This is a genomic window from Oscillospiraceae bacterium MB08-C2-2, from assembly GCA_035621215.1.
Taxonomy (GTDB): domain Bacteria; phylum Bacillota; class Clostridia; order Oscillospirales; family Ruminococcaceae; genus WRAV01.
Genome location: CP141729.1, coordinates 2074547 through 2090490 on the forward strand (window position 1 = coordinate 2074547; position 15944 = coordinate 2090490).

Below are 15944 nucleotides of genomic sequence, written 5' to 3' on the forward strand. Positions count from 1 at the left end.
CCTGCCCCAAGAGGATACTTTTTTCTTTGAGTACTTTCTTTTTCAGCCCAAAAACAGCAAAAGGAACACCGCTTAGTTCTCTCTGCCGGAGGCTGGAGGGGGTACATGGGGGAACTAGTTCCCCCATGAGGCGCTTCGTGGCTGGAGCCCCGCAGAAGCCACTCCCACATTTTCCGCAGAAAATGTAAGCGCCTGAAAGGAGACTTTCCATGCAGTGGATACAATACGATATTTACACCTCCACCGCCCAAATTGATGCTCTCTGCGACCGCCTCACCGATATCGGTGTGGAAGGGGTTGCCATTTCCGATTCCGCCGATTTTGCGGAATTTCTGGCGGGCAAACAGGGCCGCTGGGATTACATCGACGATGAAGTCATGAAGCTGCAAAACGCCGAAACCAAGGTGACCTTTTATCTCCCCGAGGGAGATCAGGGTCAGCAGCTTTTGGAGGCCGCCGGTGAGCTGGTGGCCGCTCTGCGTAAGGAAAATGAGGATGGCCGCTGGGGCCGCCTTGCCACCGGAAGCACCTCACTGCGGGAGGAGGATTGGGCCGAAGGCTGGAAGAAATACTATGTGCCCACCCGCATCGGTAAAAAGCTGGTAGTCTGCCCCTCTTGGGAGCAGTATCAGCCCCAGCCCGAGGATGTGGTGATTCACCTTGACCCGGGCATGGCTTTTGGCACCGGCACCCACCAATCCACCCGCATGTGCATGGCGCATACGGAGAATCATCTGAATGCAGGGGATACTGTGCTGGATATTGGCTGCGGCAGCGGCATTCTGGCAGTAACTGCCTTGCTGCTGGGGGCTTCCTCCGCTGTAGGCGTGGATTTAGAAGAGGTGGCCGTGGTTACCGCTCGGGAAAACGCGATCCTCAACCATGTGGAGGATAAGGCAACGTTTTTGATGGGCGATCTTGCCGCACAGGTAACCGGCACCTTTGATTTGATTTATGCCAACATTGTAGCGGATGTAATCTGCCGCTTATGCCCCTCTGTTCCGGGTTTGCTGAATCCAGGCGGACGGCTTATTACCTCCGGCATCATCGATACCCGAGAGGCCGATGTTCTGGCTGCTTTGGAGCAATCGGGGCTGACTGTTATCGACCGCCTGACCGAGGGCGGCTGGGTTTCCCTTTGCTGTGAGCGGAAGGCTTAAGACTAAAGAGAAAACCCACTATAAAAGTAAGGCTAAAGATTCAGAGCCATATACCCTTCAGCCGGACTAAAGCCAAACTTAGCATAAAGGTCTTTACCATCGGACGAAGCGTGTAACCTGACAACAGAAACCCCTTGTATGCGAACTTCTTGCAGAATTTTATCCAGTAGAATGGAAGCTATGCCTTGCCTTCTGTGTGTTTTTACGGTAAAAACGTTGGTAATATAGGCTATTTTGCCCGATGGATTCGCATAAGAAGGCGGCAATTGATAAAAGCACAATCCACTTGTGGCAATAATGGCACCATCAATTGCAAGCCACCCGATAAAGGAAGCATCCATCAGACAACGGCTAAAGTAATGCTTAAGCTGTGCATCAATGTTCTGCAAGGGCAGAAGCCCCTCATCAATCAGCTGTTGTTTGCGAAGCTCTGCTAATGCGGGAACATCTTCCAATGTCGCTTTTCTAAAATCCATTTGGCAACCCTCCTTGTGTTGCGTTCATTATCCCACAGCCACCATGGGATAACAAGTTTTCTATCGTGTCCTTGCGAAAAATACCATAAACTGATTATACGAGGAGAGCTGAGAATGCCCCGCTTTTTTGTTGATTCAGTGGCTGGAGAAACCACCAGCCTTTTTGGGGCGGATGCCGCCCATATCACCCGTTCCCTTCGGATGCGCCCCGGTGAGGCTCTCACCCTCTGCGATGGCCGGGGGATGGATTATCACTGTGAGATTCTTTCTGCCGAGGCTGACGAAGTGGCTCTGCGGGTTCTGGAAAGCTGCCCCTCCAAAAGCGAGCCTTCCTTGCGGCTGACCCTTTTTCAGGCACTGCCCAAGGGGGATAAAATGGAGTTTATCGTCCAAAAGGCGGTGGAGCTGGGGGTCTGCTCCATTGTGCCGGTGCTCACCGAATTCTGCGTTTCCCGCCCGGACAGCAAAAAGTGGGAGGCCAAGCAGCAGCGCTATGCCCGTGTGGCCTTGGAGGCCGCCAAGCAATCCGGCCGAGGGGTCATCCCCACAGTGGAGCCCCTTTGCAGCTTTTCGCAGGCACTGGCCTGTATGAAAGCCGCCGGTCAGGGGATACTTCTCTATGAAAAGGCCGAGGCAGCGCTTTCTTCCGTGTTGGAACCATCAGCAGGGGAGATTTCCTTAATGGTGGGCAGTGAGGGCGGTTTTTCGGCTGGGGAGGCCGCACAGGCACGAGAGGCCGGGATACGGCCCGCTTTGCTGGGGCCCCGCATCCTGCGGTGTGAAACGGCACCAATTGCGGCACTTTCCGCCGTGCTTTACGCCACAGGCAACTTGTAACCGGCTATGCCGAAAAAATAAAGCTCTCGTCAAGATTCGACATTCTCCCCGGACAAGCTATGTTAGGATGGCAGGGAGGAAGCAAATGGAACATACAACACATATAAGGTATTCGGCCGTTTCGCTCTTTGCCGCCCTTCTGCTGGCAGCACTGCTTCTTTTGGGAGGTACCGCGGCGGCGAATGCCATAAAAAAAAGTTCTTTTTATCAGCAGAGCCGTTTGCTTCAGCTGATTGTGGCGCAGGATGGCATCAGCCTTGCAGGGCTGATGGAGGATGGCCAGTCGGTGGATACTGCCCTGAAATTTGCCCGGGCTGTTACCGATGCTTATGTCACCTTTGAATTTATCCCTATGCACGAGGCCAAAACCTTCGTCCAAATTTTCGAGAGTCTTTCGGAGGATATTGAAATTTCACAGTTTCGGTATCATGGCCGTGATCTGACCATTACCGGAACAGCGCCTAGCCTCCAAAGCTATGTGGATTTTATCAGCCGGCTGGAAGGCCGTGGATATTTTTCGCAGGTGATCGGCACCAATTACATCAACCAACAGGATCGTGTTCGGTTTGAGATTCTGTGTCTGACAAAAAATGAGACCGCTTCAGCTTATTCCTCATTCCTCCCTCCCCTGGGGGAATGACCGAATATATCTCCTCTATCCATTTTCTACACCCTTGGCGCAGGCTTTTCGGAGCCTGCGCCGCCCCTTTTTTGTTGCTATTTTCTTCTCATAATGCTACAATTGTGCCAGCCAGCTTTCAATTGGTGCCCAACATTTTATCCGGACAGGGGCATGCCCTGCTCCGGTTAAATGTCTTCATTTAAAAAGCCAATATGACAATCACATTTGTGAGGAGAAATCATGAAAAGACGAAGCATTCGCACTGCGGCGGCACTGCTTTTGGCTTTATGCCTTGCGCTATCCGCTTGCGGCTCTCAGCCCTCTTCCGAGGCTTCCTCCGGGGCGGCCTCAGATTCTTCCAGTGAAGACACTTCTTCCCCATCGCAGGAATCCTCCCTGCCTAGTGAGGAAAATCCCTCTACCCCCTCGGTAGAAAGCTCCGAAGCTTCCTCCCCCGGCTCTGAAAGCAGTTCGCCTTCGCAGGAGAATTCCAACCCGGGGGCTTCTGTTTCCACCCCCTTCGCCCTGCGTCAGGAGGATATCAGCGGCCTTTATGCCTTTAATCCCACGAATATGACCTATTCTCTCATGGGCGGCTCCAACCCCCATTATGGAGAGGCTCTGGAGCTTTTGCAGACCATCGGTAAGCTTTCCCCAACAGGTGTTCCGGATTTTACCGTGGATGCCGGGCTGTTGGTGGAGCTGGTGGATCATACGAAGTTTTCCTATATTCTACGTGGAACCGGCGTGGAGGTTGGCGGCAAATACTACGTTATGGAAGATTCCGCCTACCGCTATCTGCTTGATTTGGTCACCGAATCTTACTCCCAAGGTGAGGCTCACCCCCAGTGGCTGCTTCATTTGAATCCCAACCGGGTAACCGATATGGAGATCGGCAGCGCTCAGGTTAAGGCTTCTTCCGGAACGCTTTCCCCTCGGGATATGAACTGGCTGGCCAGTGATATCCGCATTGGCACAGTAGCGGATGGTTCTCTCTTCACCTATCCGGATACAGGCAATCTGCTTTCGACTATTAATTATCAGGGCGGCGACCTGTGGGTAAAGCTCTATTTTGACAGCGGCGTTGCCTATACACTGGCCTATGCCGGGGATTACCTGTATATTGAATCCAGTGACATGTCCTTCGGGTGCCGGTATACTCTTCAAAGCGCCGATTGGTATAAGGGCTTTTTAGCTACCCTTTTCCAAAGCGCCATTGATAAAGACACCCCCGCCTCTAAATCCGCGGAGCCTGCACAGGCCCAGCCGGAGGAGGCTCGGGAAAATCCCATGACCGCCAAGCCCGTTATCTACCTGTATCCCCAAACCGAAACAAAAGTGGATGTGAGCCTTGCCTACAAGGGGCGGCTGACCTTTACCTATCCCGCTTACCAAAATGGCTGGTCGGTAACCGCACGGCCCGATGGGTTCCTGACCAATTTGGCTGATGGTTCCTCCCACTATTACCTTTTCTGGGAGGGTATCCCCAACAAAATCCAGTGGGATCAATCGACCGGGTTTGTGGTTTCAGGGAAGGAAAGTGCCAGCTTCTTGGCCGAAAAGCTTTCCGCAATGGGGCTGACTGCCCGGGAATACAACGATTTCATTACCTATTGGGGCCCGAAAATGGTGGAAAACCCCTATAATCTAGTCACCTTCGCCGCAGAGGAATACGAGGAGTTGGCTCCTCTTACCATATCACCCAAGCCAGACAGCATCTTGCGGGTGCATATGGTGCTCAAGCCGCTTTCTTCGCCTGTGGAGGTAAAGCCCCAAACCCTTCCTGCCTTTTCCCGCACCGGCTTTACTGTGGTGGAATGGGGCGGAACCCTGCTCGACTAATCTCAGGTACACTGTTTCATTTGAGGGTGTAGACAAAAGTCTACACCCTCTATGGGGGGCATCCAATGCCCCCCATATTCCCCCCGGATTGCGCCGTTCCGGCGCAAAAAGTGGGATTCCTGCGTCGAAATCAATTCGACTGCGGAAGAATTACGCATCAAAACCATAAGGTATTCAGGCTAAAGGCGGTTATGTCTACAGTCTGCAATGAATATATACAGAGCCGCTATCCCGCAGGGGGTAACGGCTTTTTTCTTTGTGGAAAACATCTATAGAATAATTATGCATTTTAGCTTGATTTAAACAGCATATAGGTGTATAATAAACCGCATAGATGAATAAAATTTAGCTGGCGGCCTTTTGCCCCAGCCTTTTATGGGGAGGATTTACAATGAAAAAGCAATACAAAAAGATAGTTTTAGCCTATTCCGGCGGGTTGGATACTTCGGTTATCATCCCGTGGCTCAAAGAAAATTATGGCTGTGAGGTTATCGCCGTAGCCGCCGATGTAGGGCAGGGAGCCGAATTGGAAGGCTTAGAAGCCAAGGCCATCAAAACCGGTGCATCCAAGCTTTACATCGAAAATCTGGTGGATGAATTTGTGGATGGCTTTATTTTCCCCACCCTCAAGGCCGGGGCTAAATACGAAACCTACCTGATGGGCACCGCTTTTGCCCGCCCCATTATTGCCCAGCGCATCGCCGAAATCGCCCTCAAAGAAGGCGCCGATGCCATTGCCCACGGCTGCACCGGCAAGGGCAACGATCAGGTTCGCTTTGAGCTGACCATTAAGCATTTTGCCCCGGATATGGATATCATTGCCCCTTGGCGCACCTGGGAGCTGAAATCCCGTGAGGATGAAATCCGCTATGCCGAGGCTCACGATGTTCCCCTGAATATTTCCTACGAAACCAACTACTCCAAGGATATGAACCTGTGGCACCTTTCCCACGAAGGCCTCGATCTGGAAGACCCCGCCAACGCTCCTGACTTGGATAAGATTTTGGAGCTGGGTGTTTCTCCCCAGAAGGCCCCCGATGCCATTACCTCTGTTTCCATCACCTTTGAAAAGGGCATTCCCGTGGCTCTGGACGGTAAGCAAATGAAGGGTTCTCAGCTTATCGCCGAGCTGAACAAACTGGGCGGCGCGAACGGCATCGGTATCCTTGATCTGGTGGAAAACCGCTTGGTAGGCATGAAAAGCCGCGGCGTTTACGAAACCCCCGGCGGCACCATTCTCTATCACGCTCATGAGGTTCTCGAAAGCATCTGCTTGGATAAGGAAACCAGCCACTACAAGGCTTTGGTAGCCCAGAAATACGCCGATCTTGTTTACAACGGCCAGTGGTTCACCCCTCTGCTCAATTCCCTCAATGCCTTTGTGGACAGCACCCAGCAGACCGTAACCGGTGAGGTTAAGCTGAACCTCTATAAAGGCAACATCATGAATGCCGGTGTCACCAGCCCCTACAGCCTCTATTCCGAGGAGGTTGCTACCTTCGGTGAGGATACCGTTTATGACCAGTATGATTCCAAGGGCTTTATCAACCTGTTTGGCTTGCCCATCAAGGTCAGAGCCATTGCCTCCAAAAACTGGGAGGAGGCATCGCCTCTTTCGTCGGGTGAAGGTAAATAAAAATTGTTACCCTTACGCTTGATGGGAACCCTTCGTCACTTTCTTCGGGCTTAGGCTGATTAAAATTATTTCCTTTGCACACGAAGATAGAGCCAAGATAAATACTGCCCCTTTTCCCTGCCGGAGGCTGGAGGGGGTTCATGGGGGAACTAGTTCCCCCATGAGGCGCTTTGTGGCTGAAGCCTGCGAATGCCACTTCGGCATTTTCCGCAGAAAATGCAAGCGCCTGAAAGGTTGTCCCAGCCGCACGGCATGAGTGCGGGAGTGCTGGATTTTAACGTCATAAAACCAAGAAAAAATGCTTTTAATCTTTGGCTATTCTTTGCATCCTTGCATCCTTTTTCATCGTGGAGAAAGGTTGTCCCAACCGCACGGCATGAGCGCAGGAATTGTGCTCATGCTGGCTATTACTATTTCAACTCCCAAGGAGGAACGCACTGTATGAAGCTATGGGCAGGCCGCTTCGCCAAGGAGGCCGATAAGCGCCTCAACGATTTTAACGCCTCCATCTCCTTTGACTGCCGGATGGCGGCCCAGGATATTGAAGGCTCGCTGGCACACGCCGCTATGCTGGAACAGGTGGGGCTGTTATCTTCCGGCGATGCCGCTTCTATTTCGGAAGGGCTGAAAGGAATTCTGGCTGATCTGGAATCGGGAGCATTGGAGTTTGACCCGGAGGCGGAGGATATCCATATGTTTGTGGAAGCTTGCCTTACCCAGCGCATTGGTGATGCGGGCAAGCGCCTGCATACCGCCCGGAGCCGCAACGATCAGGTGGCGGTGGATTTGCGGCTGTATCTGCGGGATGAGCTGGAGCAGCTTTCCCATGGGGTGCAGGAGCTGATCACCGTGCTGGCCGAGCTTGCCCGGGAGCACACCCACACGGTCATGCCCGGGTATACCCATCTCCAGCGGGCTCAGCCGGTAACCTTTGGGCACCACCTCTGTGCATGGGCGCAGATGCTGCTGCGGGATATGGGACGCCTTGCCGATGCAGGCAAGCGCATGAATCAAAGCCCTCTGGGCTGCGGTGCGCTGGCCGGCACCACCTACCCCATCGACCGACAGTTGACCAGCCGCTTACTGGGCTTTGACCAGCCCTGTGCCAACAGTCTGGATGGTGTTTCGGACCGGGATTTTTGTCTGGAAATTGCCTCCGCTCTTTCCATTATCATGGTTCATCTTTCCCGCATGTCAGAGGAAATCATCCTCTGGTGCTCATGGGAGTTTAAATTCATTGAGCTGGACGATGCCTTTTCCACCGGCTCCTCCATTATGCCCCAGAAGAAAAACCCGGATATCGCCGAATTGGTGCGGGGCAAATCCGGCCGGGTTTTCGGTTCTCTCATGACCCTGCTCACCGTTATGAAGGGTCTGCCGCTGGCTTACAACAAGGATATGCAGGAGGATAAACAGGCCATTTTCGACTGTCTGGATACTGTCAAGATGTGCTTGGAGGCCTTCACCCCCATGGTGGCTACCATGACCGTGCGCAAAGAAAACATGCGGGAAGCGGCGGCTAAGGGCTTTATCAACGCCACCGACTGCGCCGATTATCTGGTGAAAAAGGGTCTCCCCTTCCGGGATGCCTATAAAATTACCGGCCAGCTTGTGGCCCTTTGCATTGAAGAAGGCAAAACACTGGAAACCTTGCCCCTTGCCCGCTATCAAGCTCTTTCACCTCTTTTTGCAGAGGATGTGTTCGAGGCCATTGACCTGATGACCTGCCTGAACCAGCGCACCTCTGAGGGCGGCCCAAGCCCTGCCTCTGTTCTCAAACAGCTAGAGGCACTGCCTCTCTCGTCGGGCATAGGCGAATAAAAATCCCTCCCCTTGCGCCCGATGGCTTGCCCTATCCACTTTTTGTGGGGCTTCGCCTCTCTCGTCGGGCATAGGCGAGTAAAAATCCTTCCCCTTGTGCTCGGCGGCAAAGGCATTTTAATAATCAAAGCGGCGGCAATTGTGCCGATATATACAAAGAGCGGTTTCTTCCGCTCTAAGGAGGAAACACTCATGAAAAAGATTCAAGCAGGAATTATCGGGGCCACCGGCTATGCCGGCTTGGAAATTGCCCGTATTTTAGCCACACATCCGGCGGCGGAGCTGGCGGCGGTCAGCTCGGTGAGCTTTACCGGCCAAGCCCTCAGTCAGGTATACCCTTCCATGGCCGGGATCGTGGATGACCTTCTGTGCACCGATGAACAGGCAGTGGAGCGCTCGGAGGTGATTTTTGCCTCCCTGCCTCACGGCCTTTCAGAAAAGCTGGCTCGTCTCTGCTTTGATGCAGGCAAGCTGTTTATTGATATGGGTGCGGATTTTCGCCTCCACCGCTCCGAGGACTATCTCAAATGGTATGGTGGGCAGTTTGATGACTATGAACTGCATCAAGCGGCGGTTTATGCCATCCCCGAGCTTTTCCGGGAGCAGATTAAGGGAGCAAAGATTATTGCCAACCCCGGCTGCTACCCCACCTCTGTGGCGTTGGGACTGGCTCCCCTGCTCAAAACCGGTGCAATCGAAACCAGCGGGATTGTCATTGATTCCAAATCCGGTGTAACTGGGGCGGGCCGGGGCCTGACCCAGAATACCCATTATCCCGACTGCAACGAGGCTTTTTCCGCTTATAAGGTAGCGAGCCACCGCCATACCCCCGAAATCGAGCAGACCCTTTCCGCTTTAGGCGGCAAGCCCGCCTCCATTACCTTTGTTCCTCACCTTTTGCCCATCAACCGTGGCATTCTTTCCACCATGTATCTCACCCTTACCGGTGGGCCCTCCGGGCAGGAGCTCCATGAGCTTTATACCTCCTTCTACCAGTCGGAAAAGTTTGTCCGAATCATGCCCTTGGGGGAAAGCGCCAACCTGCGCAATGTCAAGCTTTCCAACTACTGCGATATTTCCCTCCACCCGGACCCCCGCACAGGGCGGTTGGTGGTGGTTTCGGTCATTGACAACATGATGAAGGGTGCGGCCGGGCAAGCGGTTCAAAACATGAATCTTGTCTGCGGCCTCCCCGAGGATACCGGCCTTGACTTTGTTCCTCCCGCATTCTAAACCAGCTCAAACACTGTATTCACTACAGCACCCCGATTTGTTTGTAAAAGCCATTCCTACAGAAAGAGGAGACAGCTATGAAAATCACACCCATCAGCGGCGGCGTATGTGCCCCGGCCGGTTTTGAAGCCGCAGGCATTCACTGCGGCATTGCCAAAAAGCCCGATAAAAAAGATTTGGCCCTGATTGTCAGTGAGGTGGATGCAGCCTGCGCCGCCGTTTATACCCAAAACAAGGTACAGGGCGCACCCATTTGGGTGACACAGGAGCACATCGCAGACGGCAAGGCCCGGGCGATTCTCTGCAACAGCGGCAACGCCAACACCTGCAATGCGGATGGCCCCGCCAAGGCCAAGCGTATGTGCCAGCTGGCAGGGGATGCACTGGATATCCCCACCGAGGATGTGGTGGTTGCCTCCACCGGCGTAATCGGGCAATCCCTGCCCATTGAGCCCATTGAGGGCAGTATGCATACGCTGGTTTCCCGCCTGAGCCCGCAGGGCAGCGGCGATGCAGTCAAGGCTATTATGACCACCGACCTTGCAGAAAAGGAAATTGCGGTTTCCTTTGAGCTGGGCGGCAAAACCTGCACCATTGGCGGCATTGCCAAGGGCTCGGGAATGATTCACCCCAATATGGCCACTATGCTGGCCTTTATCACCACCGATGTGTGCATTTCCTCCGGGCAGCTCCAAGCCGCTCTGGATAGTGTTGTGAAGGATACCTTCAACATGGTCAGCGTGGATGGGGATACCTCCACCAACGATATGTGCGCTGTGCTGGCCAACGGTCTGGCAGGCAACACCCCTATTTTGGAGGATAACGAGGATTTTGAGCAGTTTGTTTCCGCACTCACCCATGTGTGCATTTATTTGGCCCGCTCCATGGCCGCCGATGGTGAGGGTGCAACCAAGCTGCTGGAATGCCGGGTCACCGGGGCACCCACCGAAAAGGCCGCCCGCATTCTGGCCAAATCGGTGATTACCTCCAGCCTCTTTAAAGCTGCCATGTTCGGTGAGGATGCCAACTGGGGCCGTATCCTCTGCGCTCTTGGCTATGCTCCCTGCGATTTTGATATTGATCTCGTAGCAGTCACCTTGGCTTCTGCCGCCGGTTCTGTTGAGGTGTGCCGCATGGGTGCCGGGGTTTCCTTCAGCGAAGAAGAAGCCAAAAAGGTTTTGCAGGAAAAAGAAATTGAGATTCTTGTCTCTCTCGATCAGGGAGATGGCGTGGCAGTAGCATGGGGCTGTGATCTCAGCTACGATTATGTCAAAATCAACGGAGATTACCGCTCATGATGGATTTAACCAACGCGCACAAGGCAGGGGTGCTGATACAGGCCCTGCCTTATATACAAAAGTATTTCGGCAAGATTGTAGTTGTCAAATACGGCGGCAACGCCATGATTGACGATGAGCTGAAAACCGCCGTAATGAACGACATTATGCTTCTCTCCCTCATCGGCATCAAGGTGGTGCTGGTCCATGGGGGCGGCCCGGAAATCACCGGAACCCTGAACCGCATGGGGATTGAATCCAAATTTATCGGCGGCCTGCGCTATACCGATGCGGAAACCGCCAAGGTGGTGCAGATGGTGCTGGCGGGCAAAACCAACAAGGATTTGGTGGTGGAGCTCCAACGCTGCGGCGGAAAAGGCATCGGCCTGTGTGGCTTGGATGGCGGCATGATTCAGGCGAAAAAGCTGGAGGGTGAGGTTGATCTTGGCTTTGTGGGGGATATCACCAAGATCAATGCAGGTATTATCCTTGACCAGCTGGATAAGGGCTATATCCCCATTATTTCCACAGTGGGAAGCGACAGCGAAGGGAATGTTTACAACATCAACGCCGATACCGCCGCTGCCGCCATTGCCAGCGAGCTGAAAGCGGAAAATCTGATTCTCATGACCGATATCCGTGGGCTTCTGCGGGATAAAGAGGATGAATCCACCCTCATTCCGGTGGTGCATGTCAGCGAAGTTCCTTCTCTGATTCGCCAAGGCATTATTTCCGGCGGCATGATCCCCAAGATCGACAGCTGCGTGGAATCGGTGCGCCGAGGCGTGGTCAAGGCCTTTATCATTGACGGTCGCATCCCCCATTCTATCCTCATTGAAATGATGACCAACGAAGGCATTGGCACCATGTTCTGCAACAACTAGGGGGCTTCGCCTCTCTTGTGGGGTCTAGAACGCTTAAAATCCTGTCTTTGCACACAACAGCTTTGTTGGAGGGAAAAGCCCTTTTCGTGGTACCTTTCTTTTCCTTATATTTCAGCAAGCAAAGCTTTCAAACTTGGCACTCATGCCGTGCCGGGCACACACTTTCTCCACAATGAGAAAGTGTGCAAAGAATCGCCAAGGGGCTCTGCCCCTTGTTACCCCGCCGCCGAGATTGAGCAGAGTTGCTAATTAAAAGCTGTGGTCGTGCTCATGCCGCACAGGCACATCCTTTCTTTTTGGCTGAAAAAGAAAGGATGCAAAGAAAAAAGCCTCCTCTGGCGACAGGCAAGGTTTTCTGTCCTTTTTTCCGGCATAGAGCGCCAGCTTCCCCCTTCTACTCAACAACATACGACATTACAATGGGAAAGGAACGGTTCACCATGAAATTTGCTGACCTAAAAAGCGGCTACCAGCAAAGCATTGCCGGCACCTACAGCCGGTTTGATCTGGATGTGGAGCAAGGGCAGGGAGCATCCTGCCAAAACGCCGAAGGCAAGGAATACATTGATTTTTCCTCCGGCATCGGGGTCAATTCGCTTGGTTTTTGCGATGAGGGCTGGGTAAAGGCAATTGAAGCCCAGCTGCACACCCTAAACCACACCTCCAACCTTTACTACACCCAGCCCCAGCTGGAACTGGCTAAGGCTTTGTGTGAAAAATCTGGGATGCAGCGGGTCTTTTATGCCAATTCGGGTGCTGAGGCCAACGAGGGCGTCATCAAAACTTGCCGCAAATATTCCAGCGACAAATACGGCCCCGGCCGCTATGAAATCATCTGCCTGCACAATTCCTTCCATGGCCGCACCATAACCACCCTTTCCGCAACGGGTCAGGAAGTATTCCACCAGCATTTTCACCCCTTCACACCCGGCTTTGTATTCGCTGAGGCCAACAATTTAGCTGATCTGACCGCTAAGGTCACCGAAAAAACCTGTGCCATTTTTGTGGAGTGCGTGCAGGGTGAAGGCGGCGTTATCCCCCTGACCGAAGAATTTATTGCCGGAATTGCCAAGCTCTGTGCAGAAAAAGATTTGGTTCTGGCGGTGGATGAAGTGCAGACCGGTTTGGGACGCACCGGAGCCTTTTTCTGCTACCAGCATTTTGGCCTGCAACCCGATGTAGTCTCCACTGCAAAGGGTCTGGGCGGCGGCCTCCCTATCGGTGCCGTGCTGTTTGGTGAGAAAACCAAGAATACCCTCGGCCCCGGGGATCACGCCACCACCTTTGGCGGCAACCCCATTGTGTGCGCCGGGGCAAATTATGTAGTGGAACAGCTTACCCCCGCCTTTTTGGCAGAGGTTACCGTCAAGGGTGCGGCCATCACCGAGAAGCTGCTGGCCATGAAGCACGTGAAATCCGTAACCGGCAAGGGCCTGATGCTGGGTGTGGAACTGGATGGCCCTGCCTCGGTGGATGTAGTCAAGGCCTGTGGTGAAAAGGGGCTTATCCTGCTCACCGCCAAGCATAAGCTGCGGCTTCTCCCTCCGCTGAATATCAGCTCTGATCAGCTGGATAAAGGCCTTGCTATACTTTCGCAGGTGCTGGAAGGCATCGCTTAAACATCAACAGAGGAGTGAACGGATATGAAGCATCTGCTGAAAATGCTGGATTTAAGCCGGGATGAAATTCTCAGCATCCTGAATCTGGGTGACCAGCTGAAATACGAGCAAAAGCACCACATCCCCCACCGTCATTTGGAGGGCAAAACCCTTGGAATGATTTTTTCCAAATCCTCCACCCGCACCCGGGTTTCCTTTGAAACCGGCATGGTGCAGCTGGGCGGCTACCCCCTGTTCCTGAGCAGCAGCGACATGCAGCTGGGCAGGGGCGAACCCATCAAGGATACCGCACGGGTGCTTTCCCGGTATCTGGATGGCATTATGATCCGCACCTTTGCCCAGCAGGATGTGGAGGATTTGGCCGCCTACGGCAGCATCCCCATTATCAATGGGCTCACTGATTTTGCTCATCCCTGTCAGGTCTTGGCCGATCTCATGACCATCCGGGAATACAAGGGCAATCTGGAAGGGCTGACCATGTGCTATATCGGGGATGGCAACAACATGGCCAACTCCCTCATTGTGGGCGGCCTCAAGGTTGGTATGAAGGTTCGTGTGGCCACCCCTGCCGCTTATAAGCCGGATCAATCTGTGCTGGATTTCGCCGCTGATTTTGGCGATGCCTTCACCCTCACAGAAGATCTTTCCACTGCCGCTCAGGATGCGGATGTGGTGATTACCGATGTATGGGCCTCCATGGGTCAGGAAGGCGAAGCCCAGCAGCGCCGCAAGGATTTTGCCGGGTTCCAGATCAACCGGGAGCTGATGAGCCACGCAAAGGCTGATTCTCTGGTGCTCCACTGCCTGCCCGCCCACCGGGAAGAGGAAATCACCGGGGAAATGTTTGATGCCCACGCCGCCGAAATTTTCGATGAGGCTGAAAACCGCCTCCATGCCCAAAAGGCCGTGCTGGTGCATTTGATGAAATAACCAGCCTGCTTCTATATCTGTGAACAGGAATCTGAAAATATAAAAAGAACTGCGCCCTTCGGCGCAGTTCTTTTTATATACTGTATGTCTATTTTACAGCTTAACGATTTCGCCCTGCATGTTGCAGCTGGCACCGGCTGCGTTGGCTTCATCGGTATCGATATGCATTGCGGTGCTAAAAGAGGGGTTCACACGAACCACCACATCACCAAGCACAACGGCACGCTCGGGGCAATCCAGGCGAACCCATACAATTTCCTTATCCGCAACGCCCAGCTTAGCGGCATCCTCGGGGGTGGTGTGGATATGGCGCTTTGCAACGATCACACCTTCTTTGAGCTCAACCTCACCCTTGGGGCCAACCAGCTTGCAGGCTCCGGAGCCTGCGGTGTTTCCGGATTCACGGATGGGAGCAACCACGCCTAAGGTGCGGGCATCGGTCAGGGAAACCTCCACCTGAGTGGCGGGGCGGGTAGGCCCTAAAATAATAACATTGCTGATGGTTTTTTTTGCTCCAACCACGTCAACACGCTCTTCACAGGCATATTGGCCGGGCTGGGAAAGATCCTTCTTCTTGGTCAAAGCGGCGCCTTTACCAAAAAGGATTTCCAAATCCTCCTGGCAGAGATGAACGTGTCTTGCAGATGTTTCCACTAAAAATTTTTCACTCATGATAATTCCTCCCACAAATAAAAGTCTGGACAAAGCTTCGGGCACCATCGCCCCAAACACTGCCCCGACTGAAATAAGGCCTTTTTCCCATTTTCCCCTCCACGGCAAAACAAAAAAGCCTCTAAAGCTATGCACCGCATCGGCAATTTTTTCCATTTATACCGACACAATACCCTATTTTTCTATTTTACCCCTTTGCATCCCGCATTGCAAGAGGCCCCAGCAAATTTGTGGCGCACTCCCAGTGGGTTTTTCGGCTTTTTCCACCATTTTATTTTTGCCTGCAATGCTGTATAATAATAAAAGAAAGGGGATGAGCTCAGATGCTTGAAAGCTTTGACCAGCTGCGGGAAACCGTTTTATCCTGCACCCGCTGCCGCCTTGCCGAAACACGCACCAATGTGGTTTTCGGCGTGGGGCCTTTGGATGCTCCGGTTATGCTGATCGGGGAAGGCCCGGGAGAAAACGAGGATTTGCAGGGGGAGCCTTTTGTGGGCCGTGCCGGAAACCTGCTGGATAAAATGCTGGATGCGGTGGAGCTTTCCCGCAGCAGCAATGTTTATATAGCCAATATGGTGAAATGCCGCCCGCCCAAAAACCGGGACCCCCAGCCCGATGAGGTGGAATGCTGTATGGGTTACCTGCGCAATCAGGTCAAGCTGATTCGCCCCAAGATTATTGTCTGCCTCGGGAGAGTGGCCGCACAGAACATCATCTCCCCTGATTTTAAGGTTACCAAGCAGCACGGGCATTTTTTTCAGCGGGGAGAGACTCTTTTGATGGGCACCTTGCACCCTGCCGCCCTGCTGCGTAACCCCAACATGAAACCCGAGGCCTTTGCTGATTTTCTGGCTCTGCGGGATAAGCTGGATGAGCTTGGGGTGCTGCCTGCCTTTGAGGCTCACGGCCCAAGCCTGCCGGTATAGCTTTTCAGC

The 15944-nt window shown here is 53.3% G+C and carries 14 protein-coding genes; 12 read left to right on the forward strand and 2 right to left on the reverse strand.

Features of this window, described 5'->3' with window-relative positions:
- Window positions 1-209 precede the first annotated feature (209 nt).
- Window positions 210-1160, forward strand: coding sequence for a 50S ribosomal protein L11 methyltransferase (gene prmA / locus U6B65_09230; protein WRS26526.1), 951 nt, complete (start codon window positions 210-212; stop codon window positions 1158-1160).
- A gap of 32 nt (window positions 1161-1192) precedes the next feature.
- Here prmA and U6B65_09235 read toward each other — a convergent pair whose 3' ends face one another.
- Entirely contained in the window at window positions 1193-1636 is a 444-nt protein-coding gene (locus tag U6B65_09235) for a GNAT family N-acetyltransferase (protein WRS26527.1), read from the reverse strand.
- A gap of 114 nt (window positions 1637-1750) precedes the next feature.
- On the opposite strand from U6B65_09235, the gene U6B65_09240 reads away from it, so the two are divergent.
- The 10 genes from U6B65_09240 to argF all read left to right on the forward strand — a co-directional run bounded on the left by U6B65_09240 (window position 1751) and on the right by argF (window position 14337).
- On the forward strand, window positions 1751-2473 hold the full coding sequence (locus U6B65_09240) for a 16S rRNA (uracil(1498)-N(3))-methyltransferase (protein ID WRS26528.1): 723 nt from the start codon (window positions 1751-1753) through the stop codon (window positions 2471-2473).
- Between the two features lie 85 nt (window positions 2474-2558).
- On the forward strand, window positions 2559-3113 hold the full coding sequence (locus U6B65_09245; protein ID WRS26529.1) for a hypothetical protein: 555 nt from the start codon (window positions 2559-2561) through the stop codon (window positions 3111-3113).
- Window positions 3114-3335: 222 nt separating this feature from the next.
- The gene (locus U6B65_09250; GenBank protein WRS26530.1) at window positions 3336-4937 is read left to right on the forward strand and encodes a hypothetical protein; all 1602 of its coding nucleotides are present in this window, start codon (window positions 3336-3338) and stop codon (window positions 4935-4937) included.
- A gap of 391 nt (window positions 4938-5328) precedes the next feature.
- Window positions 5329-6573: an argininosuccinate synthase gene (locus U6B65_09255; GenBank protein ID WRS26531.1), complete on the forward strand. Its 1245-nt coding sequence runs from the start codon at window positions 5329-5331 to the stop codon at window positions 6571-6573.
- Between the two features lie 441 nt (window positions 6574-7014).
- Window positions 7015-8394: an argininosuccinate lyase gene (gene argH, locus U6B65_09260; protein ID WRS26532.1), complete on the forward strand. Its 1380-nt coding sequence runs from the start codon at window positions 7015-7017 to the stop codon at window positions 8392-8394.
- A gap of 192 nt (window positions 8395-8586) precedes the next feature.
- Window positions 8587-9627 carry an N-acetyl-gamma-glutamyl-phosphate reductase gene (argC, locus tag U6B65_09265; protein ID WRS26533.1) on the forward strand — a complete coding sequence of 347 codons (1041 nt, stop codon included), beginning with the start codon at window positions 8587-8589 and terminating at the stop codon, window positions 9625-9627.
- A 77-nt stretch (window positions 9628-9704) separates the two neighbouring features.
- The gene (gene argJ, locus U6B65_09270) at window positions 9705-10925 is read left to right on the forward strand and encodes a bifunctional glutamate N-acetyltransferase/amino-acid acetyltransferase ArgJ (protein ID WRS26534.1); all 1221 of its coding nucleotides are present in this window, start codon (window positions 9705-9707) and stop codon (window positions 10923-10925) included.
- Window positions 10925-11788 carry an acetylglutamate kinase gene (argB, locus tag U6B65_09275; GenBank protein ID WRS28932.1) on the forward strand — a complete coding sequence of 288 codons (864 nt, stop codon included), beginning with the start codon at window positions 10925-10927 and terminating at the stop codon, window positions 11786-11788. The genes argJ and argB overlap by 1 nt, the downstream gene beginning before the upstream one ends.
- Before the next feature lie 440 nt (window positions 11789-12228).
- Window positions 12229-13407 (forward strand): aspartate aminotransferase family protein, encoded by a 1179-nt coding sequence (locus tag U6B65_09280; GenBank protein WRS26535.1) that lies wholly within the window; start codon window positions 12229-12231, stop codon window positions 13405-13407.
- Between the two features lie 24 nt (window positions 13408-13431).
- Entirely contained in the window at window positions 13432-14337 is a 906-nt protein-coding gene (argF, locus tag U6B65_09285; protein ID WRS26536.1) for an ornithine carbamoyltransferase, read from the forward strand.
- A 93-nt stretch (window positions 14338-14430) separates the two neighbouring features.
- Here argF and U6B65_09290 read toward each other — a convergent pair whose 3' ends face one another.
- Window positions 14431-15009, reverse strand: a complete 579-nt coding sequence (locus U6B65_09290; protein ID WRS26537.1) for a phosphate propanoyltransferase — start codon at window positions 15007-15009, stop codon at window positions 14431-14433.
- Window positions 15010-15332: 323 nt separating this feature from the next.
- On the opposite strand from U6B65_09290, the gene U6B65_09295 reads away from it, so the two are divergent.
- Complete coding sequence (locus tag U6B65_09295; GenBank protein ID WRS26538.1) at window positions 15333-15935, forward strand: uracil-DNA glycosylase; 603 nt, start codon at window positions 15333-15335, stop codon at window positions 15933-15935.
- Window positions 15936-15944 lie beyond the last annotated feature (9 nt).